Source organism: Streptomyces sp. col6 (assembly GCF_008042035.1).
In the GTDB taxonomy this organism is placed as follows: Bacteria; Actinomycetota; Actinomycetes; order Streptomycetales; family Streptomycetaceae; genus Streptomyces.
Map to the genome: position 1 here is coordinate 249,025 of NZ_RDBL01000009.1, position 23,901 is coordinate 272,925.

27 protein-coding genes are annotated in these 23,901 nt (G+C 72.8%); 17 read left to right on the plus strand and 10 right to left on the minus strand.

Annotated elements, in window-relative coordinates; genetic code table 11:
* Nucleotides 1-177: 177 nt before the first annotated feature.
* The 9 genes from EAO73_RS14125 (at nt 178) to EAO73_RS14165 (ending at nt 9,703) form a co-directional block, all read left to right on the plus strand.
* The gene (locus EAO73_RS14125) at nt 178-876 is read left to right on the plus strand and encodes a nucleotidyltransferase domain-containing protein (RefSeq protein ID WP_147971869.1); all 699 of its coding nucleotides are present in this window, start codon (nt 178-180) and stop codon (nt 874-876) included.
* 182 nt (nt 877-1,058) lie between these two features.
* Nucleotides 1,059-1,400, plus strand: coding sequence for a hypothetical protein (locus tag EAO73_RS14130; protein ID WP_147971870.1), 342 nt, complete (start codon nt 1,059-1,061; stop codon nt 1,398-1,400).
* 176 nt (nt 1,401-1,576) lie between these two features.
* Nucleotides 1,577-3,451, plus strand: coding sequence for an ATP-binding cassette domain-containing protein (locus EAO73_RS14135; protein WP_191134059.1), 1,875 nt, complete (start codon nt 1,577-1,579; stop codon nt 3,449-3,451).
* 70 nt (nt 3,452-3,521) lie between these two features.
* Nucleotides 3,522-3,980, plus strand: coding sequence for a GFA family protein (locus tag EAO73_RS14140; RefSeq protein ID WP_147971872.1), 459 nt, complete (start codon nt 3,522-3,524; stop codon nt 3,978-3,980).
* Entirely contained in the window at nt 3,977-4,873 is an 897-nt protein-coding gene (locus EAO73_RS14145) for an aminoglycoside phosphotransferase family protein (RefSeq protein ID WP_147971873.1), read from the plus strand. The genes EAO73_RS14140 and EAO73_RS14145 overlap by 4 nt, the downstream gene beginning before the upstream one ends.
* An 81-nt stretch (nt 4,874-4,954) precedes the next feature.
* A complete protein-coding gene (locus EAO73_RS14150; RefSeq protein WP_147971874.1) occupies nt 4,955-6,202 on the plus strand; it encodes an NAD(P)/FAD-dependent oxidoreductase in 1,248 nt (415 codons plus the stop codon).
* Nucleotides 6,199-7,422: a lycopene cyclase family protein gene (locus EAO73_RS14155; protein ID WP_147971875.1), complete on the plus strand. Its 1,224-nt coding sequence runs from the start codon at nt 6,199-6,201 to the stop codon at nt 7,420-7,422. The genes EAO73_RS14150 and EAO73_RS14155 overlap by 4 nt, the downstream gene beginning before the upstream one ends.
* Nucleotides 7,422-8,153 (plus strand): methyltransferase domain-containing protein, encoded by a 732-nt coding sequence (locus EAO73_RS14160; RefSeq protein ID WP_147971876.1) that lies wholly within the window; start codon nt 7,422-7,424, stop codon nt 8,151-8,153. The genes EAO73_RS14155 and EAO73_RS14160 overlap by 1 nt, the downstream gene beginning before the upstream one ends.
* A gap of 53 nt (nt 8,154-8,206) precedes the next feature.
* Nucleotides 8,207-9,703 (plus strand): FAD-dependent oxidoreductase, encoded by a 1,497-nt coding sequence (locus EAO73_RS14165; RefSeq protein ID WP_147972017.1) that lies wholly within the window; start codon nt 8,207-8,209, stop codon nt 9,701-9,703.
* A 19-nt stretch (nt 9,704-9,722) separates the two neighbouring features.
* On the opposite strand, the gene EAO73_RS14170 is transcribed toward EAO73_RS14165, so the two are convergent.
* From EAO73_RS14170 to EAO73_RS14185, 4 genes are all read right to left on the minus strand, one after another.
* Entirely contained in the window at nt 9,723-10,733 is a 1,011-nt protein-coding gene (locus EAO73_RS14170) for a DUF5914 domain-containing protein (RefSeq protein WP_224756292.1), read from the minus strand.
* Nucleotides 10,730-11,701, minus strand: coding sequence for a phytoene/squalene synthase family protein (locus tag EAO73_RS14175; protein ID WP_147971877.1), 972 nt, complete (start codon nt 11,699-11,701; stop codon nt 10,730-10,732). The genes EAO73_RS14170 and EAO73_RS14175 overlap by 4 nt, the downstream gene beginning before the upstream one ends.
* Complete coding sequence (gene crtI, locus EAO73_RS14180; RefSeq protein WP_147971878.1) at nt 11,688-13,247, minus strand: phytoene desaturase family protein; 1,560 nt, start codon at nt 13,245-13,247, stop codon at nt 11,688-11,690. The genes EAO73_RS14175 and crtI overlap by 14 nt, the downstream gene beginning before the upstream one ends.
* A 269-nt stretch (nt 13,248-13,516) precedes the next feature.
* Nucleotides 13,517-14,116, minus strand: coding sequence for a GOLPH3/VPS74 family protein (locus EAO73_RS14185; protein WP_147971879.1), 600 nt, complete (start codon nt 14,114-14,116; stop codon nt 13,517-13,519).
* A gap of 269 nt (nt 14,117-14,385) precedes the next feature.
* Here EAO73_RS14185 and EAO73_RS14190 point away from each other — a divergent pair, with 269 nt between their 5' ends.
* Nucleotides 14,386-14,868 carry an MSMEG_6728 family protein gene (locus tag EAO73_RS14190; RefSeq protein ID WP_147971880.1) on the plus strand — a complete coding sequence of 161 codons (483 nt, stop codon included), beginning with the start codon at nt 14,386-14,388 and terminating at the stop codon, nt 14,866-14,868.
* 430 nt (nt 14,869-15,298) lie between these two features.
* Here the strand turns inward: EAO73_RS14190 and EAO73_RS14195 are convergent, their stop codons facing one another.
* On the minus strand, nt 15,299-16,090 hold the full coding sequence (locus EAO73_RS14195) for a hypothetical protein (protein WP_147971881.1): 792 nt from the start codon (nt 16,088-16,090) through the stop codon (nt 15,299-15,301).
* A 243-nt stretch (nt 16,091-16,333) separates the two neighbouring features.
* Between EAO73_RS14195 and EAO73_RS36550 the strand changes: the two genes are divergently transcribed.
* Nucleotides 16,334-16,528, plus strand: coding sequence for a hypothetical protein (locus EAO73_RS36550; protein ID WP_147972019.1), 195 nt, complete (start codon nt 16,334-16,336; stop codon nt 16,526-16,528).
* A gap of 134 nt (nt 16,529-16,662) precedes the next feature.
* Here the strand turns inward: EAO73_RS36550 and EAO73_RS14205 are convergent, their stop codons facing one another.
* Both EAO73_RS14205 and EAO73_RS14210 read right to left on the minus strand, forming a co-directional pair.
* Nucleotides 16,663-17,127, minus strand: coding sequence for a MarR family transcriptional regulator (locus EAO73_RS14205; protein WP_147971882.1), 465 nt, complete (start codon nt 17,125-17,127; stop codon nt 16,663-16,665).
* A gap of 103 nt (nt 17,128-17,230) precedes the next feature.
* A complete protein-coding gene (locus tag EAO73_RS14210) occupies nt 17,231-17,653 on the minus strand; it encodes a MerR family transcriptional regulator (protein ID WP_147971883.1) in 423 nt (140 codons plus the stop codon).
* 371 nt (nt 17,654-18,024) lie between these two features.
* Here EAO73_RS14210 and EAO73_RS14215 point away from each other — a divergent pair, with 371 nt between their 5' ends.
* Entirely contained in the window at nt 18,025-18,678 is a 654-nt protein-coding gene (locus tag EAO73_RS14215) for an alpha/beta fold hydrolase (protein WP_147972020.1), read from the plus strand.
* Nucleotides 18,679-18,739: 61 nt separating this feature from the next.
* Here EAO73_RS14215 and EAO73_RS14220 read toward each other — a convergent pair whose 3' ends face one another.
* Nucleotides 18,740-19,081 carry a DUF5713 family protein gene (locus EAO73_RS14220; protein WP_147971884.1) on the minus strand — a complete coding sequence of 114 codons (342 nt, stop codon included), beginning with the start codon at nt 19,079-19,081 and terminating at the stop codon, nt 18,740-18,742.
* 65 nt (nt 19,082-19,146) lie between these two features.
* Complete coding sequence (locus tag EAO73_RS14225) at nt 19,147-20,433, minus strand: MFS transporter (protein ID WP_147971885.1); 1,287 nt, start codon at nt 20,431-20,433, stop codon at nt 19,147-19,149.
* Nucleotides 20,434-20,571: 138 nt separating this feature from the next.
* On the opposite strand from EAO73_RS14225, the gene EAO73_RS14230 reads away from it, so the two are divergent.
* The 5 genes from EAO73_RS14230 to EAO73_RS14250 all read left to right on the plus strand — a co-directional run bounded on the left by EAO73_RS14230 (nt 20,572) and on the right by EAO73_RS14250 (nt 23,151).
* Entirely contained in the window at nt 20,572-21,111 is a 540-nt protein-coding gene (locus EAO73_RS14230; protein ID WP_147971886.1) for a CGNR zinc finger domain-containing protein, read from the plus strand.
* 76 nt (nt 21,112-21,187) lie between these two features.
* The gene (locus EAO73_RS14235) at nt 21,188-21,664 is read left to right on the plus strand and encodes a helix-turn-helix transcriptional regulator (protein WP_224756294.1); all 477 of its coding nucleotides are present in this window, start codon (nt 21,188-21,190) and stop codon (nt 21,662-21,664) included.
* On the plus strand, nt 21,664-22,332 hold the full coding sequence (locus tag EAO73_RS14240) for a glyoxalase (RefSeq protein WP_224756317.1): 669 nt from the start codon (nt 21,664-21,666) through the stop codon (nt 22,330-22,332). Before EAO73_RS14235 ends, EAO73_RS14240 begins: the two co-directional genes overlap by 1 nt.
* Before the next feature lie 47 nt (nt 22,333-22,379).
* Complete coding sequence (locus EAO73_RS14245) at nt 22,380-22,841, plus strand: iron chaperone (RefSeq protein WP_147971888.1); 462 nt, start codon at nt 22,380-22,382, stop codon at nt 22,839-22,841.
* A gap of 55 nt (nt 22,842-22,896) precedes the next feature.
* Nucleotides 22,897-23,151, plus strand: coding sequence for a DUF6332 family protein (locus EAO73_RS14250; RefSeq protein ID WP_147971889.1), 255 nt, complete (start codon nt 22,897-22,899; stop codon nt 23,149-23,151).
* Between the two features lie 20 nt (nt 23,152-23,171).
* On the opposite strand, the gene EAO73_RS14255 is transcribed toward EAO73_RS14250, so the two are convergent.
* Nucleotides 23,172-23,819 (minus strand): TetR/AcrR family transcriptional regulator, encoded by a 648-nt coding sequence (locus EAO73_RS14255; protein WP_147972022.1) that lies wholly within the window; start codon nt 23,817-23,819, stop codon nt 23,172-23,174.
* Between the last annotated feature and the right edge of the window lie 82 nt (nt 23,820-23,901).

Genomic DNA, 23,901 nt, shown 5'->3' on the forward strand with positions numbered 1-23,901 from the left:
CCTCGACCCGCCCCTGCCCACCCGCACGGTCACCCTCCTGCACCGCGAAGGCGGCTACCGCAGCGCCGCCGCCCACGCCTTCACCCGCCTCGCCCAGGACCTCGTCCGGGCCCGCGGCTACGCCCCACCGCCATAATCCCGCCGCACTCGGCCGGCTTCGGCACGTACGCTCCGCTCATGGACGACCCCGTGCTCACCGCCCGCGCACTGATTCGGGACCGCTTTCCCACCGCCCGGACGGTCTTCCTCGCCGGCAGCGTGCTGACCGAGCGCCGGACGCCGACGTCCGACCTGGACATCGTGGTCCTCCTGGACGGGCCGCCCGCCCCCAGCCGGGAGAGCCTGGTGTACCGCGGCTGGCCGGTGGAGCTGTTTCTTCAAACGGAGACCGTCTGGCACGACTTCGCAGACCGGGAGACCGCGAAGCGGAACTCGCCGCTGCTCGCCATGTGCGCCGACGGCATGCTCCTGGTGGACGCGGACGGGCTGGGCGCGTCGCTCCAGGACGAAGCGCGAAGGCGTTGGGCGGCGGGCCCGCCGCCGCTCTCGGACCGTGAGCGGGACCAGGCGCGGTACGCCCTGACGGACCTGCTCGACGACCTGCGCGGCTGCACGGACCGCGCGGAACGCCTGTACCTGGTCGCGCACATGCTTCAGCACGCCTCCGAGCTGGTTCTCCTCGTCGGCGGGCACTGGCTCGGCCGGGGCAAGTGGCTGTCGCGGCGGCTGGCCGCTGCCGACCCCGGCGTGCACCGTGCGCTGTCCGAAGCAGCCCCGCAGGCGATCGCCGGAGATTCCGAGGCCTTCGCCGCCGTCGTGACGGACGTGCTGGAGAGGGCGGGCGGCCCGTTGTGGGAGGGGTACGCCGGCCGATGAGTCGGCGTTTCGGCCAACCCGCTTACGGGACATAGGCGTTGCCGCACAGGGATGGGTGTATCCGCCATCACCCGGCACCGGCGCTGTTCCGGCGTTCCGGAGCGACTGAAACACCCCAGTCCGAGAGGGCGGACGGCTCGTTGAGCCTCACAACCGTGCCCGACGCATCCCTAGGTGATCACGTGCCGCTCTCCCGCTCCCACATCCGTGACACCGTCGCGGCGCACCTGGAACGGCACGCGGCGGAAAGCGGCGCCCTGTGCGGGCTGCCGACCGCTCTCGACGGCGTCGCCGAGCCGGCCGACCGCGCCGGAACGGTCTTCGACGACGGCCGTCTCACCGCGGCGCGGATCCGGCGCATCACTCTTGGTCCGCATGAACACGATGACGTATGTGTCCTGCCCCTGGCGGATTGGGAGGCCCTGATGCCCGCCCGTGACTTCGCGCGCCTGAGCGCGCTGGACCGGGCCCGCGGCACCGGTGAGGCCGCGTACGTCGGCGACTGGGACTGGGGGACCGCATGAGTCCGTGGTTGCGTTCCCGCGCCAGGAGCCGCACCCGTACCGCTCACGATGACGGGCCGTCCGCAGCCGAGCGCCGCCTCTTCGGCGACCGTCTCACCTACGATTTCGGGTTCGCCCGGCACGAACAGGTGGGATCCGAGGCCACATTGAGGCGGGTCGCGCGACAGATTCCGGCCATGCTGCTGCTCGCCTGCCGGCTGTCCTGGCGGGCCAACCGGCGGGCCCTGCTCGCCGTGGTCGCCGCCGAGACCGGCCAGGCGGCCGCCGGAGCGCTCGCGCTGGTGGCCACCAACCGGGTGCTGGCCCAGCTCGTCGGCGGCGGAAGCCCCGAGCAGATCCTGCACCGTGCCCTGGTGCCCCTTCTGGTGGCGGCCGCCGCGACCGGGGCCGTCAGCCTGCTGAACACCGCCTCCACCTGGGCGGCCGCGGTGCTGGAGCCGACGGTCGAGCGGGCCACCACGCTCACGCTCCTGCGGCACGCGGGCGGGGTGGAGCTCTCCGCCCTGGAGGACCCGGAGTTCAACCGCGTCCTGGAGTCGGCCCGCTTCGGGGCGGACTCCGTACGCCGGCTGACCTCCGAGGCCACCTCCGTCCTCGGCTCGCTGCTCACCATGGCCGCCACCGCCGGGGTCATCCTCTCGTTGCACGTGGCCCTGCTGCCCATGCTCGTGCTGATCGCCCTGCCCCGCGCCTGGGGGGCGGTACGCACGGCCCGGCGCCGGCACGCCTCATTGATGGCCTGGCTCACCCATGCCAGGGCGTCCAGCCTGATCAGCCAGCAGATGACCAGCACGCACACCGCCGCCGAGCTGCGGGTGCACGGGGTGGGCCGCATGCTGCTGGACGCGTACGACGACATGGCGCGGACCTCGGAGCGCGAACGGCACCGGCTGGCGCGCGGCGCCGCCGGAACCTCCGTCGGGGCGTCCGTCCTGTCCGGCGCGGCCTCGGCCGCCACCTTCGGGATGCTGGCCTGGCTCGTCGCCACCGGCCGGATGCCGGTGGCCGCCGCCGTCACCGTGGTCGTGGGCATCCGCAGCGGCGCCGCCTCCGTCTCCACCCTGCTGACCGGCGTCAACCGCATGTTCGAGGAGTCGCTGTACGTCCGGGACCTGGAGCGGCTCGGCGTCGAGGCCCGCGAGCGCGCGATCCCGGCCGGCGGCGCGGACCTTCCCGAGCACCCGGCCGTGATCCGTCTGGAGAACGTGTCCTTCACCTACCCCGGCCGGGACGAACCGTCGCTCAGGGACCTGACCCTGGACATCCCCCGCGGCCAGGTCGTCGCACTGGTGGGTGTCAACGGCGCCGGCAAGAGCACCCTGACCAAGCTGCTGTGCGGGCTGTACCAGCCCGACACGGGGCGGATCCGGTGGGACGACGTGGACGCCGGCACCGCCGACCGGGCCCAGGTGTTCGACTCCGTGGTGGTGCTGGCCCAGGACTTCGTCCGGTGGCCGTTCACCATCGGCGCGAACACGATCGCCGGGCGCCCGGAACGCGCCGGCGACAAGGACGCCCTGGACAAGGCCATCGACTTCGCCGACCTGGCCCCGCTCCTCGAACGCCAGCCGAACGGCCTCGACACCCTGGCGGCCAAGGGCTACACCGGCGGGGTCGAACTCTCCGGCGGCCAGTGGCAGCGCATCGGTGCCGCCCGTGCCGGCTTCCGCGCGGCCACCCGCGGTACGGGGGACCGGCCGGCGCACCTGGTGATCGCCGACGAGCCGACGTCCGCCCTCGACGCGGCTGCCGAGGTGGCCGCGTTCGACCGTATCCGCTCCCTGGCGGACGGCGGCCGGAGCGTCGTGCTCGTGACCCATCGCCTCGCGGCCAGCTCCGCCGCCGACCTGATCTACGTACTCGACGGCGGCCGTCTCGTCGAGCAGGGCACCCACGACCAACTCATGGCCGCGCGGCCCGGCCCGGACCGGCCGGGTGCCGGCAGCTACCGCACCGCCTACCTCCTCCAGGCCCAGCAGTACACCGCGCGGCCACCCCGCCAACGCACGGACCACGACACCGCTTCCGAGCAGAACAGCCCGGGAGCATGACGATCGCCGCCGCCTCCGCATCCGGCCGAGGCGAACCCCCACTGGACCCATGCGCAGAGGAGACGCCCCGATGAACACCACCCCCGCCGGCAACGACCAGCAGGACGGGCCATCCGAGGTACGCACCGGCGGCTGCCTGTGCGGCCGTGTCCGCTTCACGACCCGGGGCCCGGCCGTCTTCCCCCACACCTGTGCCTGCGGGCACTGTCAGAAACTGGGTGGCGCCCCGGTGATGTGGTGGGTTGGATTCGAGTCGGTCACCTGGAGCGGCGACACCGAGCCGACCTGGTACGAGACGTACGAAGGTGAGGCCAGGCGTGCGTTCTGTCCCACCTGTGGCAGCCGGCTCGCGGCCGTCGACAGCGACGTCCCGGAGACCGGTATCAACGTCACCGCCCTGGACGACACCAGTGGCCCGGACCTCGTGCCGGTCCACGCGTCGTTCCGTGACAACGCCGCGCCCTGGCTGTCCCCGGCCGCGGCGACCGACCGCGACGCGCAACCGACGCGACCAGGAGATGCCTCATGACCCGGAGCAGCCCGCCCGACGCCACGGATGCGGACACCACGCGGTCCGTGCTGAGCGAGGCCAACCGCGCACATGGCACCGGGTTCCGGCTGCTGCGCCGGTTCGATGACGGGGTCCAGTCGGGGGCCTGGCTCCTGACCGACGACTCGGATCGGCGGGCCGTACTGAAATGGAGCCCCGACCTCGCGTGGGCCGGCCGGATCGAGCGTGCCGCCGAAGGCGTCGCGAAGGTACGGGCTGCCGGGTACCCCACACCGGCCTGGCGTGCCGTCGGCACGAGCACGGACGGCTTCGGGTACCAGATCCAGGACTTCGCCGCCGGCCGCAGCCCGCACCAAGTGGCAGCAGCCGAGGCCCGGTTGCTGATCGGTCTCCTGGAGACGCACGCAGGGCTCGATCCCGATCCGCAGAGGTGCTGGTCGCGGTACGTGACGCACTGCATGTCCGACCGGAGTGCGGGGCTGTGGGCGCAGGCGGCGGCGACCGGCCCGGCCGGGCAGGCCCTCGTCGACGCGTGCGCACGCCTCCTCTCCGCCCACGGCCCCGTCACCCTGCCCACCGGCGACCTGGTCCACGGCGACTTCCGCCCCGGAAGCATCCTGATCCAGTCGGACCGGGTGAGCGCGGTCCTCGACATCGAGGCGCTGGGCAGCGGCACCAGGGTCTTCGACTACGCGACGCTTCTGAGCGCGCCCGACATCACCCCCGAGGCGTTGCGGATGCTCTTCGACGCGGGCGCGCGGGTCGCGGGCCCCGGCGTCCTCGCCCACTGCTTCGCCCATGTCGTGCTCGACCTGGCCGTCTTCGTCCACCAGCGAGAACTTCAACAAGGCATCCAGGGCCTCGGCACACTCCATGAGCGCGTACGGACGCTTCTGAACCGCTCTCCCTGAGATCGCGGGGCCGTCGGCGTGCCGTGCGGCGAGCCTTCGGCGGGCGCGTGTACAGATGGTGCGCGCCAACGAAGGAGTGAGATGACTCTTCAGCACCGCCCGGCTCCGGACGTCATCGTCGTCGGGGCGGGTCTCGCCGGACTGGCCTGTGCGCTGGATCTGTGCCGGTCCGGACGGCGGGTGGCGCTGCTGGAAGCGTCCGACGCCGTGGGCGGCCGGATGCGTACGGACCGGCGGGACGGGTTCCTGCTGGACCGCGGCTTCCAGGTGTTCAACACCTCGTACCCGCAGGTGAAGCGGCGGTTGGACCTGCCCGCTCTGCGGCTGCGGCCCTTCACGCCCGGGTTCGTGGCGCGTACGGCGACCGGCTCGGTGCGGGTCATGGATCCGACGCGGCGGCCGGCCGCGGGCGCGGAGCTGCTGCTGAGGCGGTCCGTGCCGCCTCGCGACCTGGTCGCGCTGACGGTACTCACCGCGCGCGACGCCCTCCTGCCCGCTCGGCTGCCCAAACGGCGCCCGGACCGCAGTACCGCGGACGAACTGGCCGCGGCGGGGCTGTCGGACGGGGTGACGGCCGAGCTCCTGCGTCCTTTCCTGTCCGGTGTCTTTCTCGAGGACCGGCTGGAGACGTCGGCGCGGTTCTTCCGGCTGGTCTGGCGGAGCATGGTGCGAGGAACGCTCTGTCTGCCCGCCGCGGGTATCGGGGCCGTACCCGCGCAGCTCGCCGAGGGGCTGCCCGCAGGCGTTCTGCGTCTGGAGACCCCGATCGCCGGGCTGACGGCGGAGGGGGTGCTGCTGGCCGACGGCCGGGAGCTGCCCGCGAGCGCCGTCGTCGTGGCGACGGACGCGGCGGCCGCGTCCCGGCTGCTGCCCGGCCTGGCCACACCGGCCGGGCGGACCGTCACCACGTACTATCACGCGGCGCCGGGCACGCCGTTCGCCGAACCGACTCTGGTCGTGGACAGCACGGGGCTCGTACTGAACACCTGTGTGCTCAGCGAGGTCGCCCGCACCTACGCGCCCCGTGGCAGAGCTCTGGTCTCCACCTCCGTGCTCGGCGGGGACGGGCCGGGCAGGGCGGACGACGTGCTCCGGCGTCTGGCCGAGCTGTACGACACCGACACGAGCGGCTGGCAGCAGATCGCCGCGTACACCGTCGAGGGGGCTCTGCCCGCGATGCCGCCGCCCTGGCCGCTGAGCCGTACGACCCGGTTCGCTCCGGGGCGCCATGTCTGCGGCGACCATCGCGCCACCGGGTCGGTGCAGGGGGCGCTGGCCTCGGGCACGCGCGCCGCCCGTGAGGTGCTGGCGGAACGGCCCGCCCGGTGAGCCGACGCCCCGACATCGCTTCGGACGTGGTCGTCGTGGGCGGTGGCGCGGCCGGGCTCAGCCTGGCGCACCGGCTGGCGGTGGACGGCACCGCCACGGTGACGGTCGTCGAGGCTCCGGACGGACCGCTGCGGCCGCCCGGACGCACGTGGTGCTACTGGGAGGAGGGCCCGGGGGACTTCGAGGAGGCGGTGGAAGCCTCGTGGACGCGTCTGCGGGTGCACGGCGCCGACGGGGGCGCCGTGACGGTCGCTCCGTTCCCGTTGCGGTACCGCATGCTGCGCTCCGAACGGTTCGAGCGGCTGGTCCACGCCCGGCTGGCGCGGAGCCCCGGGGCGCGGGTGGTGCGGGCGACGGCGGGCGCGGTGCGCGAGGAGGGCGACGGGGCGGAGGTGCTGTGTACGGGGCCCGACGGCGGGGCGTTGAGGCTGCGGGCCCGTCTGGTCTTCGACTCGCGGCCCGTGGCCGCCCTGCCGTCGGCCCGTACGCGGTTGCTTCAGCATTTCCGGGGCTGGTTCGTCCGCACGGCCGGGGACCGTTTCGATCCGGAGGTGGCGGACCTGATGGACTTCCGGGTGCCGCAGCCCCGTCATGGGCTGGCCTTCGGTTATGTGCTGCCGCTGGCCCCGGACCGGGCGCTCGTGGAGTACACGCAGTTCTCCCGTACTCCGCTGGACACCGACGCGTACGACGCGGCGCTGGACCACTACAGCCGGGAGGTCCTGGGGCTGGGGGCCTGGAGCGTCGAGGCGGTGGAGCAGGGCGTCATCCCGATGACCGACGGGCGGTTCCCGCGCAGGGTGGGGCGCCGCGTCTTCCGTATCGGCGCCGCGGGCGGCGCCACCCGGCCGGCGACGGGGTACACCTTCGCCGCGGTGCAGCGCCAGAGCCGGGCCGTCGCGGCCGGTGTCCGCGCGGGGCGGGCGGCCGTGCCGCCCGCCCATGGCCGGCGGGCGCTGGCGATGGACGCGGTGCTGCTGCGGGCCCTGGACACCGGCCGGATCGACGGCCCCGCCTTCTTCACCGGGCTGTTCCGGCACACACCCGCGCCGCGTCTGCTGCGCTTCCTGGACGGCGCCACCACTCCGTGGGAGGAATGGGGCATCGGACTGCGCTGTCCCGTGGGCCCGATGCTGCGCACCGCCGTGGAGCTTCCCTTTCTGCGCCGCCGCCCGCAGCCGGCGCCGGTCACCGTTGCCCCTCGCGAAAGGAGCCGTTGATGGATCTGCTCCACGACCGCGACCTGGCGGACGCCTTCGACGAAGCCGCCCCCGCCTACGATCTCCTCACCGCTCTGAATCCCGGCTACCGGGCCGATCTGGCCCGTTCGGCGCGCCGGCTGCAACTGCCGCGGGCGGGGGCGGGGTTGCATGTGCTGGATCTCGGCTGTGGGACCGGTGCCTCCACCCGCGCCCTGCTGCGGGCCGCGCCGCTCGCCCGCATCACCGCCGTCGACGCGTCGGCCGGCATGCTCCGTCGCGCCCGCGCCAAGCGCTGGCCGGCTCAGGTGCGCTTCCTGCACCGCAGCGCCGAGCAGCTGCCCGACCTGCGGGAAGGGCCTTTCGACGCGGTCTTCGCCGCCTATCTGTTCCGCAACGTCACGGATCCGGACCGGGTCCTGGCAGCCGTCCGCGACCGGCTGCGGCCCGGCGGGAGACTGGCCGTGCATGAGTACAGCCTGAGCGGTTCGGTCGTCCACCGTTCGCTCTGGACTGCGGTGTGCCAGGGCGTGATCCTCCCGCTGGGGACGCTCACCGGGGACCGCGCTCTGTACCGGCACCTGTGGCGCAGCGTGCTCGGTTTCGACACGGCCCCGGCCTTCGCCGGCCGCCTCTCGCGCGCCGGGTTCACCGGTGTGCGGGTCGCCCCGGCAGCGGGGTGGCAGACGGGCATCGTGCATACGTTCCTGGCGGGCAACGGCACCCGCGTCGGCGCGGGGCACTCCCGGTGACCGCCCGCCCGCTCGCGGCCCGGCGCGGCCGTGACCGCAAGGCCGAGGTGCTGATGCCCGCGGAGGGCCGTAGCCGGTTCTCCCGCGAGGATGCGCCGGCGGTGGCCGTGATCGGGGGCGGCATCGCCGGTCTGGCCGCCGCGACCGCGCTGGCCGAGCGCGGTGCGCGTGTCACGCTGTACGAGCAAGGGGAAGCGCTCGGCGGCCGGGTGAGCGGGTGGCGCACCCGCCTGGCCGACGGCTCCACGGCGACCATGAGCCGTGGCTTTCACGCCTTCTTCCGTCAGTACTACAACCTGCGCGGTCTCCTGCGGCGCACCGATCCCGCCCTCGCCCGGCTCACGCCCCTGCCGGACTATCCCCTGCGCCACAGCGGCGGACTCACGGACAGTTTCGCCCGTGTCCCCCGGACACCGCCGCTGAGCGCCCTCGGATTCGCCGCCCTGAGCCCGACGTTCGGCTGGCGCGATCTCGCCGCGATGAATCCCGGGGCGGCGCTGCCTCTCCTGGATGTGCGCGTACCGCAGGTCTACGAGCGCTTCGACTCGATCGGTGCGACGGCCTTCCTCGAACGGGTCCGCTTTCCGAAGGCGGCCCACCATCTGGCGTTCGAGGTGTTCTCGCGCAGCTTCTTCGCCGATCCCCGCACCTTGTCGGCGGCGGAACTCGTGCTCATGTTCCACATCTACTTCCTCGGGTCGGCCGAGGGGCTGCTCTTCGACGTGCCCGACGCCCCGTTCCCGCAGTGTCTCTGGGAGCCGCTGGGCGACTACCTCCAGAGCCTGGGGGCGGAGATCCTGACCGGAACGCCGGTGCGCGGGGTGCGGCCCGGGGACGGTGCGGGAGCCGAGGTACGTACGGACTCCGTCGTACGGCCGTACGACGCGGTCGTCCTCGCCCTCGACGCACGGGGGCTGCGCCGACTCGTGGCCGGGTCGCCTGGGCTGGGTGCCCCGGCGTGGCGCGATGACATCGCCGCTCTGCGCACGGCGCCGCCGTTCCTCGTCTCACGGCTCTGGCTCGACCGCCCCGTCGACCCCGGCCGCGCCGCGTTCCTCGGCACCAGCGGTTACGGAGGCCTGGACAACATCAGCGTTCTGGAACGCTACGAGGACGAGGCCGCCCGTTGGGCGGCGCGCAGCGGTGGTTCGGTGGTGGAGCTGCACGCGTACGCCGTCGACGGCGGTGCGGCACGCGGTGAGGTGGAGGCGCGGCTCGCCGGCCAGTTGCACGAGGTGTACCCGGAGACCCGGCGGGCCCGGGTGGTGGACGCCCGGCACGAGTGGCGGTCCGACTGCCCGCTGTTTCCCGTCGGCTCGTATCACCGGCGCCCCACGGTACGCGGACCGCACCGCTGGCTGACCCTCGCCGGTGACTCGGTGCGCTGCGACCTCCCCGTGGCGCTGATGGAACGCGCCGCCACCACGGGGTTCCTGGCCGCCAACGCCCTGCTCGCCGACTGGAACGTGCGGGGCCAGGTGCTGTGGACGGTGCCCCGGGCAGGGCGCTCGTCGTTGCTGCGCGCACTCGGCCGCCTCGCGGCGCGCTGACGCCGGCGCCGCGGCCGGGTCACCCGGGGAACCGGCCCGTGCTGCGCAGGGACCACCGCCGCTCCGCGTAGGCGAGGTCGTCGCGCCACAGACGGCCGGCGGTGCGGCGCATCAACGGCCGCAGCACGGGGGCGGCGGCCCGTGCCAGGGCGAAGCCCCTGCGGTCCGACGCGGCGACGACAGCCTCGACCACCGCCGTCCTCGGTCGTACGGCGTGGGCGGCAGTGAGCGGCGTGGCATGGGTCTCCACCACCGAGGAGGCGCCCTCCCCCTCGGTGATGCGCATAAGGACCGTACGCGGACCGGGTGCGGTGAACTCGGCTCGTACCGGCACGACCAGACGGGCCGTCACCCGGAAGGAGACGTCCACGACGAAGGCATCGTCGTCCTCGTCCCCCGTCGGCGCCCGCTTCACCGTCAGGTCCGCGAACGAGTAGGGGTGGAACCACGATCCGTGCCAGGGGTCGAGCCGGTTGGCCACGACATCCTGCGGTTCGCAGCGGCCGACCGCGGTGAACACGGCCTCCAGCGCGGTGCCCGGCGCGGGACGGTCCACCACGTCCGGGCGTTCGGTGGGTACTTCGCCCCCGACCCCGTCCAGCCGCACCCACAGCAGCACTCCGTCGTCGTGCACGGGGTACGGCTTCCAGCCGGCGTACGGGCGGCCGTCGAGCGCGAGTCCGTGCCAGTGGCACACCAGCGTGCCGCACACCACCCGGCTGTCGCGCAGCGGGGCGCCCAGATGGGGGCAGACGCCCGGCCCGGCATGCGGTTCGCCCTTGTCCGAGCGCCACAGCACCACTTCGACACCGCCGACGGTCCTGCCGTACGGGCCTCCGCCGGCCCGCACGTCCCGGGAGGCTCCCACGACGAACCAGTTGCCGGAGGGGCGCGCCGAGGCGCGTTCGAGCGCTGCGGAGATCAGGGCGGGGCGGGCCGCCTGCCAGGTGGGCGTCTGCGACGCCCAGCCGGGCCCCCGGCGCCGGCGCAACGGCGGTGTCCAGCGGGCCCGGTGCTCATGGTCCGTCACTGCCCCCGCCCTCCCGCCGGAACACCGGCCCCGGCGCGGGCGCGGCAGCGCGCTCCCACGGTGCGCAGGGCTCCGTACGCGGCTGTCGTCGCACGGCGCCCGCGGGACACCACGGCCCGGCGGTGCAGCACGGCGTAGTCCTGGCCGGCGATCGCGTCGAGGATGCCGCCGTACAGAGTGAACGCGGTGCGGATGCAGGGGCGCACCTGCGGATCGAGTATCGCGATGCCCGGCTCCGCCTCCCGGTACACGCCCCGCGTCAGGGCTTCGGCCGCGATCAGGGCGGCACGGATCCGGCGGTCGCGCCGTCCCGTTCGCCGGCTCCACTCCAGCAGCGCCCGGTCCACGCCGTGGGCGGCGAGCAGGTCGGCAGGGAGGTAGACCCGGCCCCGGTCCAGGTCCTCGCCCACGTCCCGGAGGAAGTTGGTGAGCTGGAAGGCCACGCCGAGAGCCGCCGCGTGCGGCGCCGCCTCCTCCCGGGGCCCGGTCGTGCCGAGCACCGGCAGTATCTGCAGTCCGATGACCGCGGCGGAGCCGTGCATGTAGGCGAGGAGGTCGGAGTAGGCGGGATAGTCGGTGACGCTCAGGTCGCTGCGCATGGAGACCATGAAGTCGGCGAACAGGCTGTGGTCGATGGCGTAGCGGGCGGCCGTGTCGGCGACGGCACGCACCACAGGTTCGTCGCCGCCGCCCGCACGCAGGCCGTGTGCCAGGTCGGCCTCCAGGCGTCGCAGCAGCCGGTCGCGCGCGGGCCCCGTCAGCCGGCGGTCGAGATCGTCGACGATGTCGTCCGCCCAGCGGGCGAAGCCGTACAGCGCGTGGACCGCGGAGCGGCGCTCCACCGGCAGCAGCCGGGCGGCCAGGAAGTAGGTTCTGCCGTGCCGGGCGTTGAGCTGCCGGCAGTGTGCGTAGGCGGCGCGCAGTGTGGGGTCGGTGATGCCTGCGGCGTCGAGTTCACGACGGGTCATGGACACCTCCCGCGAGGGCGGCGGGCGCGGCGTGGCGGACCGGCGCGGCGGACGGGGTGCGGCGGCTGCTGCCCACGACGCGCGCCGCGGCGAGCTTTCCGCTGATGAGCACGGTCGGCACCCCCACACCCGGAGTGGTGCCGCACCCGGCCAGTACGACGTTGTCCAGGCCGCTCACGAGGTTGCGGGGCCTGAACGGACCGGTCTGGGCGAACGTGTGGGAGACCGAGAAGGGGCTGCCCGCCGCGTGCCCCTGGGCGGCCCAGTCGAGGGGTGTCACGAGCAACTCCTCCTGGACGCTGTCCCGGAAGTGCTCCAGGCCACGGCGTTCCAGGGTCGCGGCCAGGTCGTCGCGGTAGCGGGGTCCGAGGGTCCGCCAGGCGGTGGTGGAGGGGCCCACTTCGGTGTTCGGGCAGGGAGCCAGTACGTAGTGCAGGTGCTTGCCGGGCGGTGCCAGGGCGGGATCGTGGGCCGTGGGGCGGGTGATGAGCAGCGACGGGTCGCTCATCAGCCGTCCGGTGCGGGTGAGCTCGTCGAAGGTCCGTTCCCACGCGGTGCCGAACGACAGTGTGTGGTGGGCGAGGCCGGGCCACGTGCGGTCGGTGCCGGCGTGGAGGACCACCGCCGAAGGCGCGTGGCGCAGCCGGACCGGGCGGCGCGGTGAGCGTCCCATGAGCCGGTAGGCGGAGGGCAGTTCGCAGGAGAGCACCACCGCGTCGCAGGCGATCCGCTCCCCGGTCGCCAGGTGCACGGCCCGTACCCGGCCGGCCCGCCGTTCCAGGGTGTTCACCTCGGCCGACCACCGCAGATCGGCACCGGCGTCGCGCGCGGCATCGGCCATCGCGCGAGGGAGCGCGTGCATGCCGCCCTTGGGGAACCAGACGCCGGCCACGGTGTCCATGTAGGCGATCACGGCGTACGCCGCGAGCGCCCGCGCGGGGGCGACTCCGGCGTACAGGGCCTGGAAGGTGAAGACACGGCGCAGCCGGGGGTCGGAGAGGAAGCGGCCGATGCGGCGGTCGAGGCGCCCGAAGCCGCCGAGCGCCGCCAGCCGGGCCAGATCCGGGTGGAGCAGCTGGAAGGGGGAGTCGAAGTTGGCGTCGATGAACCGCCGCATCTGCGCCCGGTGGAGCCGCTCCAGCCATGTGCGGAGTCTGCGGTAGCCCGCGGCCTGGGTCGGTCCGGCGAAGCGCCGGACCTCCTCCTCCATCGCCTCGCCGTCGGTGTGGACGTCGAGTGTGCTCCCGTCGGCGAAGTTCGCCCGGTAGGCGGGGTCCAGGGCGATCAGTTCCACGCGTGCGTACAGGCTGTCGCCCACGGCGGCGAAGGCCTCGTCCGCCAGGTGGGGCATGGTCAGCACGGTCGGCCCGGTGTCCAGCTGGAAGCCGCCGAGGTCCAGGCGTCCGGCTCTGCCGCCCGGCCCGGCGTCCCGCTCGACGACCGTGACCCGGCGTCCGGCGCCGAGCAGGTGGAGCGCGCAGGAGAGGCCGGAGAGCCCCGCGCCGACGACCACGACGTGATCGGTGGGCCCCGGGACCGTTCTCACCGCCCCTCCCGCATGGGGGGCGCCGCGCGCGCGTCGCGCGGCACGGTCGGGCGCTGCCGGTCTCGCCATGCTTCCGGTCATCTGCCCACCACCACTTCCGCCGCGAACCGAAGCCAGAATCCGCTGATTCCTGCTCGGTGGGCGTGGTGCCGGGCCCCCGCTCACGCGATCGGCCCAGTCGGCCCACGCTTCTGGCGGTGCGGTACCCGTCTGCGCGGCATGTCCGGGGCTGCCGGGGCCCCGTCAGCCCCGTTCGCTCCCGCTGCGGCTCAGGGGCCGCGCCAGACGTTGGCGAAGGCGGCGTTCTCGATCGTGCGCCGCTGGCGTACGGCTTCCAGCTCCATCACCGCGTCGTGGACGGCGGCCATCACGGTCGTCACCGCCTCGTCCTCGAAGCCGGGCTCGTCGCCGAGTCGTGCGCCGTCGACGCCGACGGCCGAGGCCAGGGCGGCGAGGACGGGCTCCTTCTCCGCCCAGCGCTCGGCGGCGCGCCTCCCCGTGGGCGTATCGGCCGGCTGCACGCGCTCCGCTCCGAGGGAAAGCCGGCCGGTTCGCTTGCGCGTCAGCTCGCCGTCCTCCTCCAGGGCGGCCTGATAGGTGGCCGCGAGGTCCCGGCCGCGTCGCCAGAGCCAGTCCTCCACCGGCTCGTGGGGTGCCTGCGGAACAAGCCCGCCGGCTGCTTCCCGCAGGAGCCGGTCGTCCGGCGCCGGGGACTCGCCCGGCACGATGCGGTCGCCGTCCACGACGACCGCGCCCGCTCCGGCGAGATCGATCAGCTCGGCTCCCGCCAGAGCGAGCGAGAGGTCGCCCTGCCCGACGGAGTGGTCCGGGTCCATGGCGATGATGAACAGGTCTTTCGCCGTGGTCATGAACGGCCCTCCTCGGGAACATCGACACAGGTCAGTGGCCGCCGGCCGGCCGGGCCCCTGCGGACCCGCCCGTGGAGACAGCCGTCACGATCAGTATCGCCCCGCGCCTCGCCGCCGCGTCACGTTTCGCGGACGACGGGGCCGCTCATCGCCGCCGCGTCACCTTTTGCGAACGACGGGGCCGCTCGGCTGCCGGGACCCGGACCTGGTGGCGGACGCGTAGCTCCGCGTGGGGAGCGGCACGCGACGCACACGCGTAGACAGGCTTCATGCAGACATTCCTTCCGTTTCCGGATTTCACGGAGTCGGCCCGCGTCCTGGACCCCAGACGACTGGGCAAGCAGCGGGTGGAGGCCCTGCAGGTGTTCCGCGGACTGACCGTGCCGGGGTACGGGTGGCGCCGGCATCCGGCGGTCCGTATGTGGGCGGGGTACGAGGAGGCGTTGGTCCGGTACGGGCTGGACATCTGCGCGGTCTGGACGGCCGAGGGGCGCGCCGACACCTGCGCGGACACCCTGGTACGGGACTTCCGGGCCCACCGGGCCGCCGTAACGGTCCGGTCCCAGGACCGGCTCGGCGCGGACGGAGATCTACCGCAGTGGCTGGGTACGACGGACTTCCACCGGAGCCACCAGTCGGCGCTGGTCCGCAAGGACCCGGAGCACTACCGCGACCGCTTCCCTCACGTACCGGACGACCTGCCCTACGTATGGCCGGCGTCGGACCGCTCCTCCGATGCGGGGCCGGGATGAGCCGGCCCGGGGCGTGCGCTCGCCGGCTTCCCCAGCGACGCGGGCCCGGTCGAGTCTCCGACGCTCCTGGAGTCGGCCCGTAGGGCGCCGGCGCAGACCATGCGGCCGACCCGACCACGGTGCAGGAGGTCTACGTCCGGACCGGCGGCGCGGGAGCGGCCAGGGCCGGGATCCAAAGCCCCGCCCCCGGTCCGGAAGGACCCGTACGCGACCGGAGCGGGAGCCGGTCGCACGGCCTCCTTCTCAGGGAGCCCGTCCCAGCCGGTGGGCGAGGTCCCGGCGGGAGAGCGCGCTCGTCTTCGCAGTGACGCGCGGGGGTACGCCCGACGCCGACCCGGCGTCACCCGGGCGAAGCCGAGCGGGTGGCGGGTGCGCGGCGCGAACAGCGTTCCCCGGAACCGAGTCGAGCGCCGACTCGCCCCTCGCGCGGCTAGCATTGCTCGCTCGCACGGATGAAGGCCTCGCAGTGCTCGTCGACTCCTGCCCTCCCGCGCCGCGCCCTCAGGGACACGTCCGACGCCAGTCTTCGCGAAAGCTCCCGCAACTCGCCCGGGGGCGCCGTTCCCTCCCCGTACTCCAGAAACGCCTGCAGTGCTCGCAGTTCTCCCCGGCGGAAGGCTACTTCGACGATCTCCTGCTGCCCCGCTGTCAGGGCGCTCACCGCCCTCGTCCGGTACGCGTCGGCACGCAGGCCGGCGAACCGTTCCTCGTAGGACGACGGCCCGGCCGCACCGTCGTCCGTGGCGAACACCGCGAGCCGTTCCAGCAACGCCTGCGGCTCCCTGTGCGCGGCGCGGTAGAAGGGCCGGTCCTCGCTGCCCGCGAAATCCGGATCCAGTTGCACCTCGGAGAAGAACGCGGCCACCCGGCCGGGTTCGGGGGTCAGTCCGCCACCCATCCACCGGGCGGATTCGATGAGGCCCTGGCCGGAGCCTTCGGGGACACGGAAGAAACACCAGCCCGACACACCGCACCACAGAAGGCCCGCGTCCCGGCCCTCGCCGAACATCGTCCGCCTGAAGGCACCGGTGAACTCCACGCTTCCTTCCACGTCCGCACCGAACTCGTCCTGGGTGTCGTCGTCATAGGCTCCGAACGCCGAGATCCCGGCCACGGGCAGACCCTCGTCCAGCAGCGTGCTCGCGACGGCCACCATGTAGTGCCCTATGCCGGCTTCGAGGTCGTCTCTGACCTGCTGAATGCAGTCCTGCGCGTCTGTCACGTTCGTTCTCCCGAGTCGACTCCGGTTGCGGACCTTGCCTCAGAGCCGTTCCCCGAGAACCTGCCGGTACACGCGGGAAACTCCCGACGAAATGATTTAACTACTTTTCATCCAAGGCCCATGGCACCGGAATTATTGCGCCACATACGACCGAACGGACTCTTTCGTGGCCTCCATCGACTTCTCTAGAATCGGTGGGCTGTCCGCTCGAATGGCCCGGGAGGTCATGTGAAGCCTGGAATCATGTACTGCTATACCTGCGATTCCGAAGAGAGGCACCGCCCTCTCACAGCCGACGAGAAGACCTGGCTGAAAGGCAAGACCGGACGCGGCAAGGTCGATGAGTTCCATATGTGCGAGGCGGAGGGGTGCCGCAACGTCCGGAGCGGGTACAACAAGCACCCCTTCGAGCCGGTCATCCGTGTCCCTCTGCCCTGAGGTGCGGGTCCCCGGACCGTGCGGGTGAACCACCTCCTCAGCCACGACGGCGCATCACCACTCGCCCGGCGGGCGCGGTGGCTCACCTGCGTTCATGTCGCGGTGCCGTGCGGGCGATGGCCCGTGACGACTTGTCAGTCCGGCAGGTTGCCGTCGCCACCGAGGTTGGCGACCATGCGGCGCAGCACGTTGATCGTGGTTGCGAAGTCGGCCGTGCCGACGCCTTCGTGCACCTGCTGGTGCACGCGCAGATTGCGGTCCCCGGCCCGGATGCGCCCGTCCTCCCCCGCCTCGGTCAGCGTCATGAGTCCCCTGTCCTCCGCCAGCCAGCCCCGGTCCACGAGGTCGTCGAAGACCTTGTCGAAGTCGGTACCGAGGTCGTCCCACTTCGCCAGCCGTACGGCCAGCGCCGCGCGGGTCCACGTACCCGGTTCCCCGGCCACGTGATTGAGCGTCCACCAATGCGGCTGTGTGAGGTCCTCCACCGCCAACTGCTCGCGAAGGGCTCCGACCACCAGCCTGCTCGCCATGCCCGCCCATGCCCCGATGGGCTGGGCGGCCAGCTCCTTCTGCGAGTACTCCCTGAGCGTCGTGCTCATGTGCCCCCCTCGTGATCAACGGAATGCGATCACCGTAAAACCTCAAGCCGAATTGAGGTCAAGGGAGTCTCCGGGGCGGCTCCCGGCGTGGTCGGCGCCCGCCTCAGGGGGTCGGGTCCCAGAGCCCGCCGGCCGCGCCCCGGGCGAGGTGTTCTTCGTAGACGCCGACCTTCCAGGCGATGACGGACCGGCACTCCTCCAGCGCCTGGATCTGCGCCTCGACGCGCTGTCGGTGCCCGTCGAGCAGTCGAAGGCGCTCCGCCTCGTTGCCCGGTCCGCGGCGGACCAGTTCGGCGAAGTGCCGGAGGTCGGCGAGGGGCATCCCGGATTCGCGGAGCTTGACGCAGATCAGCAGCCATTCGACATCGAAGGGGGTGTAGCGCCGTCGGCCGCCCGACGTGCGCCGGACCGGCCCGACGAGCAGGTCTTCGCGCTCGTAGAAGCGCAGGGCGTGCACGCTCAGTCCGGTTCGCTCGGCGACCTCGCCGATGCTCAGCTCCTGCTCGGTGGCGTCGGTGGCTGTCATTCCGCTCACTCCCGGACTTGATCCAGACCTCGCGTCAGATCGTAGCGTCAGCGACCGGACCGCTACTGATCAGCGGCCGCTCGGCCCCCGCGCATCGGCGAACGTCCGGACCGGCCACCCACCGCTGCGGGTACGTCGCCCTTGCCTGCGCGGCCTACCCGCTCCTGGCCGCGCGTACGGGCGGGCGACGCGGTTCGACGGCGGCTTCCGGGGCACCATGTTCCCGTGCGGTGAGCAGCCACTTCGTCCTCAGGCAGCGCCGCCGGGACGCCACGCGAGACGCATGTAGGGAACAGGAAATGACTCTCCCCGACCAGTCGAACGGCACCGACGGGAACGCCGCTCTCCGGCCCGTCCGCGGCCAACGCCCGATGCGGCGCGCGCGGGCCGCGGTTCTTCTGCTGCACGGAGGCCGCTCCGAGTCGCTGGAACCTCCGGCGGTCCTCAACCTGCCCGCTCTGCGCATGCGGCCCTTCGCCACGGCCATCCTGCGGGCCCTCGCCGACGAGGACGTCTTCGTGGGCCACGTCCGCTACCGCCACCGCGGCTGGAACGGCGGGAACGCCCATCCGGTCGCGGACACCCGTCGCGCGCTGAGCGAACTGTACGAGGCCACGGGCCCCGTTCCCGTCGTGCTCGTCGGCCACTCCATGGGCGGCAGGGCGGCACTGCGGGCGGCCGCCGACCCCCAGGTCAGGGGCGTGGTGGCCCTCGCCCCCTGGTGCCCGCCGCACGAACCGGCCGCCCACCTGAGCGGCCGCGCCGTCGTCGCCCTCCACGACGAGAGCGACCGCATCACCCGGGCTTCCGACACCTGGTCGTACCTCTCCCGCGCCCAGTCCGCCGGTGCCCGTGCCTACGGCCTCCGCATGCCCATCGGGGGCCACACCATGATCCGCGACGCCCGCCGGTGGCAGCGCATCGCCGCGGAGGCGACCACCGGCCTGCTCGGGATCACTCCCCTTCCCGCCCCGCTGGAGGAGGGCGCGACATGGTCGGGCGAACCGGTCGTCCGGCGGCCGTGACGAGCCGGCGGACCGACCCGGCCGGCCGGTCGTCATCGGCCTCCGGCCGGCTGACCGCGCCTCACCAGTCCCGGGTGGCGATCAGCTCCTCCGCGTCCGCGTCCTCGAACCCGTAGGCCGAGGCGATGAACCAGAAGTCCTCCGCGATCTCCTCCCGCGCCACGGTCTCGATCTCGCTCCCGGCCGCCTCGAACTTCGCCTCCAGGTCGTTGAACTCCTCCGTCGCGGCCCGGGTGAGCACGTACAGGGCCTTCAGATCCGACGGCTGTTCCGCCTCGATCCGTTCACACAGCCGGAGCAGGATCGTCCTGCCCTCGTCGAGGACGTGATCGGGGAAGTACTCGTCCTCGTACAGCGGTCGCAGGAACGCATGTCCCGCCACCTGCTCGTTCGTGACCGGCATGATGCCCCCAACCCTCGAAGTGAACTGTCCCGCCCATGGTGGACCGGACCACTGACAACGGGCCGTCACCGGTGCGACGGCGACACGGACCTGGGGACGTTCCTGACGAACAGCACCGGGGTGAGCGCCGTCGCTGCCGCGAAGAGCCCGAACGCGAGGCGCATGCCGCCCAGTTCGGCCAGGAGGCCCACCAGGGCTGCGCCCAGCGGCATGGCGCCGAAGTTGAAGAGGCGGGACGCCGCTCCGTAGCGGCCGAGCATCTCGTCGGGGACCCGCTGCTGGGTGAGGGTGCGGGCGTTGACCGACCAGAGGGTGCCGCCCATGCCGCCGAGGAAGGCGCCGGCCGCAACCGCCCAGAGGCTCGTGGTGAGCGCGGGCAGGGCCACCATCGCGATGGTGCCGATCAGGTCGGCGAACATCGCGCGGCGGGCGCCGAGGACCCGGTTCACCCAGGTCACCGTCAGCGCGCCCACCAGCCCGCCGACCCCGAGAGCGCTGAGCAGGATGCCGTACTCCCTGGATCCGAGCCCCATGGTCCGCTGGGCGTAGAGCGGCATGAGGGCCAGCCAGGCGCCCCAGACGGCGGAGAGGACGGCGACGATCACCGAGAGGGTGCGCAGCAGGCGGTCGTCCCAGAGGAATCGCACGCCCTCGGCGATGCGGCTGTTGACCGACGCCGGGGCCGCGCCGGGGGCAGGGGGCGCGGGACGGAAGCGGCCCACGAGGAGGAGCAGGGCGAGGGCGGCGAGGGCGTAGGAGACGCCTATGACGCCCAGGGCAAGGCTGGTTCCGGCGGCCAGGAGCAGCCCTCCGACGAAGGGGCCGGCGAACTCCTGGCCCACGGTCTCGGCACCCACCATCCAGGCGTTGGCGCGTTCACGCCCGGCCGGCGGCACCGCGGCCGGGACCAGGGCGGAGGCCGAGGTGGAGGCGGCCACATCGGCGACGCCGAGGATCGCGCCGGCGGCGAAGAGTTCGGTGAGCGTGATGCCGCCGGACACGGCCGAGCCGGTGAGCCAGCCCATCGCGGCCAGGCGCATGCCGTTCGCGGCCCAGAGCAGCCGGCGGCGGTCGAAGCGGTCGACGAGGACGCCGATGTGCAGGGCGATGAGCAGCCAGGGCAGCGTGAGGGTCAGCGAGACGGCGGTGACCTGCGCGGGCGAGCGGGTGAGCTGGGCGGCGAGCAGCGGCAGCGCCATCTTCATCACACCGTCCGCGAGATTGGTCGCGGCGGTGAAGGCGACCAGGACGGCGATGTTACGGCGCCCGGAGTCCCCGGTTCGTCGCGTGGCGGCCGTCCCCGGTATCCCGCCGACGTCCGCTTGTCCGGGCGCGGTTGTGGTCATGGCCATCCCCCTGGTCGGCTCAGCTGCACGGAATCTCACCGGCTAAAGCGTTAGCCGGTGAAAGCACTCTGCCTGACGCCACCGTCACCGCGCAACCGGTAAAACGGTTAGGCGGTAGAGTGGGAGGACGGGAAGGGGTGACACGTGCTGGAGCAACCGGCCTCGGCCGTCCTGGTCGAAGCCTTCGTCAACACGGTCGACGTGGAAGAAGCGAGCGACGCGATCGCCACCCCCGCCGGGCTGTCCGCCTGGCTCGCGGGCCGCGGCCTGCTCGACGGGACGACCGGGATCGCGGCGGACGTCCACGCGGACTACCTCGCCCTGCGCGCGGGGCTCCGGGAGGAACTGGGCGCGCACGTGGGCGACACCCCCGACCCGGAACTGCTCGCCGCGGCCGACCGGGTGCTCGCCGCGCACCCTGTGCTGATCACAGCGCGGGGTGCGCTCGCCGTCGCCCCGGGTCTCGCCCCGGAACGCGAGCCTCTGGCCTCCCTCGCGATCGCCTGGAACGAACTCACCACCACCGGCGACGCGACCCGGCTCAAGCGCTGCGCGGAGCACACCTGCGCATGGGCGTTCTGGGACATCTCGAAGAACCGCAGCCGCCGCTGGTGCTCCATGAGGGTGTGCGGCAACCGCAACAAGTCCCGCGCCTACGCCTCCCGGAAACGGCAGACCGCCTGACGAGAGCGACGGGCACGGCGGGGTCAGTCAGGAATCGAGAAGCACGGCCCGCCGGGGCGTACCTAGCCTGCTCGGCATGGACATCTCACAGACACGCAGTACCGCGCGGGGGCGTACGCCCGTCGAGCCGCAGCGCCTGACCGATGCGAAGCGGCTGCGCCGCATACGTGACCGGATCGACCGCGAGTACGCGAAGCCGCTGGACGTGGTGGCGCTCGCACGCGGGGCGGACCTGCCCGCCGGGCTGCTCGGCCGGGCGTTCCGGGCCACCTACGGGCAGTCCCCGTACGCCTATCTGACGGCGCGTCGCATGGACCGCGCGACGCTGCTGCTGCGCGGCGATCTCGGCGTCGACGCCGTCTGCTCCGCCGTCGGCTGCGCGACGCCGGGGATCTTCGTCACCCGTTTCGCCGAGCTGGTGGGCATGACGCCCGAGGCGTTCCGCGGCCTCGCGGCGGACGGCATCGAGGGGATGCCGGCATGTGTCGCGCAGCAGGTGGCGAGAGCGGTCAGGAATCAAGAAGCCCCGGCACCAGGAAGGCCTCTAGCGTGATGTTCATGGAAACCAACACCGCCACCAACGCCACGAGCTCCCTCTCCTCCGTCACCCTCGAGGTGGCAGACATCGAGGCGGCCCGCCACTTCTACCGCGCCTTCGGCGTGGACACGTACATCCGGCTGCGGGCCTCGGATGACCTGCCCGGCACCGGCTTCCGCGCCTTCACCCTCGCGCTGACCGTGTCCGGACCGGCCACCGTCGACGGCTTCGTCGCTGCCGCGGTGGAGGCCGGCGCCACGGTCCTGAAGCCGGCCGTCAAGTCGCTGTGGGGCTACGGCGGCGTCGTACAGGCCCCGGACGGGACGATCTGGAAGGTCGCCACCTCGGCCAAGAAGGACACCGGCCCCGCGACCCGCGAGATCGACGAGGTCGTGCTGCTGATCGGCGTCCAGGACGTGAAGGCCACCAAGCAGTTCTACGCCGATCATGGGCTCACCGTCGGCAAGAGCTTCGGCGGGAAGTACGCCGAGTTCACCCCCGGCGGCTCCGACCCCGTGAAGCTCGCCCTGTACAAGCGCCGCGCCCTGGCCAAGGACCTCGGCGTCGCCGACGACGACAGCAGCGCCCATCACGTCGTTCTCGGCAGCACCGGCCACGCCTTCACCGACCCGGACGGTTTCGCCTGGGAGCCCACCGCGTCCACCGACACCGACCGGGCCTGACCACCATCCCGCTTCCCCGCCCTTTTCCGTACGAGAGGAACCCAGCCATGGCATCCACGAAGTCCACCGAGAACTACAGCGGATTCAGCGCCGACGAGCGGGCCGCGATGAAGGAGCACGCGAACGAGGAGAAGAAGGCGGCCTCCCGGCGCGGCGCTTCCCGTGCGGAGAAGGATGCCGCCGCGGAGCAGGACGTCCTCGCGAAGATCGCCGAGATGCGGGACGGCGACCGCGCCCTCGCCGAGCGCGTCCACAAGATCATCAAGGAAGCCGCTCCCCAGCTCGCGCCCAAGCTCTGGTACGGCATGCCGGCGTACGCCAGGGACGGCAAGGTCGTCTGCCACTTCCAGAGCGCGGAGAAGTTCAAGTCCCGTTACGCCACGCTGGGCTTCAGCGACCAGGCGGCGCTCGACGACGGCGTGATGTGGCCGGCGGCCTACGCCCTGACGGACATGAGCGCCGCCGTCGAGGAGCAGATCACCGTGCTCGTCAAGAAGGCCGTGGGCTGAGGCAACCGCAGCCGGTCTCTGCCCCGGGCCGGGGCAGCGATGGCAGACTTGCGGCATGGACATGGGGCGGGAGTCGCGGTGGGAGAAGGACGCGATGACGGTGGAGATCGTTTTCGCCCTCGTCACCGCCTCCGTGCTGGCCGCGACGGTGTTCGCCGTGACCTTTGCCCTGGTCGTGGCGCTCGGCATCTCCGGACCGGCCCGGCACCCCGTGCTGACCTGCGGCGCGGCGCTCGGAGCGGCCGCCGGCGCATGGCGCGCGGTACGGGTGCTGCGGCGGTTCGACGCGCAGCGCCGTAAGGGCCACTGACCGCGCGGTGCCCCGGCGGGTTACGCCCCCGCCTGCAGCCGCAGCCCGGCCAGCGTGAGATCCAGTGCGGAGCGGAACTGGTCGACGTCGTCGTGGCCGTCGAACTCGTCGACGATCTCGTGCACGAAGGGGAAGTCCTCCGGGTCGAGTTCACGCCAGGTCCGGGCGAAGCGGCCGAGGTACTCGTCCCGGTCCACAGCGCCGTCGAGGATCTCCTGCGGCGGCTCCTGCCCGATGTCGACGGCGGAACCGACGACGACCCCGACGATCGCGGACACCGCGTGGAACCGCTGACGCGCGTCGAGCTTCAGGCGCAGCGTCTGCCGGCCGAGCTTCTCGTACAGGCGCAGCGAATTGCTCTGGAGCTCGGTGTTGCGCATGAAGTACGCGGCGAGCCAGGGCCGTTCCACGATCGCGTCGAACAGGGCGACGGCCATCGCGCGGAGGTTGTCGATGGGGTCTTCGCCGAGCTGCAGCTTCTCGATGTCGGCGAGCACCGCGCCCACCACGTGATCGGTGGCACGGTCCAGCAGCTCGTCCTTGCTCGCGACGTACCAGTAGATGCTGGCGACACCGCCGCCCAGGCGCTGCGCGAGCGCGCGGAACGTCAGCGCGGGCGCGCCCGCCTCGTCGAGCAGGGCCACCGCCTCGGTGAGCACCGACTCCATCGAGTGCGAAGCCCGGCGGCGTCCTCCGTCGGTGCGGCGCCGCTGCTGTGCCATGGCCTCTCCCTCTCGCTCTTTGCATCTC

What these genes read in the sequence shown, in the direction of transcription:
- EAO73_RS14240 (WP_224756317.1), top strand. Translation starts at nt 21,664, where the DNA reads ATGTTCATGGAAACCAACACCGCCACCAACGCCACGAGCTCCCTCTCC.
- EAO73_RS14175 (WP_147971877.1), bottom strand. Translation starts at nt 11,701, where the DNA reads ATGACCCGTCGTGAACTCGACGCCGCAGGCATCACCGACCCCACACTG.
- EAO73_RS14190 (WP_147971880.1), top strand. Translation starts at nt 14,386, where the DNA reads ATGCAGACATTCCTTCCGTTTCCGGATTTCACGGAGTCGGCCCGCGTC.
- EAO73_RS14145 (WP_147971873.1), top strand. Translation starts at nt 3,977, where the DNA reads ATGACCCGGAGCAGCCCGCCCGACGCCACGGATGCGGACACCACGCGG.
- EAO73_RS14160 (WP_147971876.1), top strand. Translation starts at nt 7,422, where the DNA reads ATGGATCTGCTCCACGACCGCGACCTGGCGGACGCCTTCGACGAAGCC.
- EAO73_RS14210 (WP_147971883.1), bottom strand. Translation starts at nt 17,653, where the DNA reads ATGACAGCCACCGACGCCACCGAGCAGGAGCTGAGCATCGGCGAGGTC.
- EAO73_RS14135 (WP_191134059.1), top strand. Translation starts at nt 1,577, where the DNA reads ATGCTGCTGCTCGCCTGCCGGCTGTCCTGGCGGGCCAACCGGCGGGCC.
- EAO73_RS36550 (WP_147972019.1), top strand. Translation starts at nt 16,334, where the DNA reads ATGTACTGCTATACCTGCGATTCCGAAGAGAGGCACCGCCCTCTCACA.
- EAO73_RS14220 (WP_147971884.1), bottom strand. Translation starts at nt 19,081, where the DNA reads ATGCCGGTCACGAACGAGCAGGTGGCGGGACATGCGTTCCTGCGACCG.
- EAO73_RS14215 (WP_147972020.1), top strand. Translation starts at nt 18,025, where the DNA reads ATGCGGCGCGCGCGGGCCGCGGTTCTTCTGCTGCACGGAGGCCGCTCC.
- EAO73_RS14150 (WP_147971874.1), top strand. Translation starts at nt 4,955, where the DNA reads ATGACTCTTCAGCACCGCCCGGCTCCGGACGTCATCGTCGTCGGGGCG.
- EAO73_RS14225 (WP_147971885.1), bottom strand. Translation starts at nt 20,433, where the DNA reads ATGGCCATGACCACAACCGCGCCCGGACAAGCGGACGTCGGCGGGATA.
- EAO73_RS14235 (WP_224756294.1), top strand. Translation starts at nt 21,188, where the DNA reads ATGGACATCTCACAGACACGCAGTACCGCGCGGGGGCGTACGCCCGTC.
- EAO73_RS14250 (WP_147971889.1), top strand. Translation starts at nt 22,897, where the DNA reads ATGGACATGGGGCGGGAGTCGCGGTGGGAGAAGGACGCGATGACGGTG.
- EAO73_RS14140 (WP_147971872.1), top strand. Translation starts at nt 3,522, where the DNA reads ATGAACACCACCCCCGCCGGCAACGACCAGCAGGACGGGCCATCCGAG.
- EAO73_RS14185 (WP_147971879.1), bottom strand. Translation starts at nt 14,116, where the DNA reads ATGACCACGGCGAAAGACCTGTTCATCATCGCCATGGACCCGGACCAC.
- EAO73_RS14205 (WP_147971882.1), bottom strand. Translation starts at nt 17,127, where the DNA reads ATGAGCACGACGCTCAGGGAGTACTCGCAGAAGGAGCTGGCCGCCCAG.
- EAO73_RS14165 (WP_147972017.1), top strand. Translation starts at nt 8,207, where the DNA reads ATGCCCGCGGAGGGCCGTAGCCGGTTCTCCCGCGAGGATGCGCCGGCG.
- EAO73_RS14255 (WP_147972022.1), bottom strand. Translation starts at nt 23,819, where the DNA reads ATGGAGTCGGTGCTCACCGAGGCGGTGGCCCTGCTCGACGAGGCGGGC.
- EAO73_RS14245 (WP_147971888.1), top strand. Translation starts at nt 22,380, where the DNA reads ATGGCATCCACGAAGTCCACCGAGAACTACAGCGGATTCAGCGCCGAC.
- EAO73_RS14125 (WP_147971869.1), top strand. Translation starts at nt 178, where the DNA reads ATGGACGACCCCGTGCTCACCGCCCGCGCACTGATTCGGGACCGCTTT.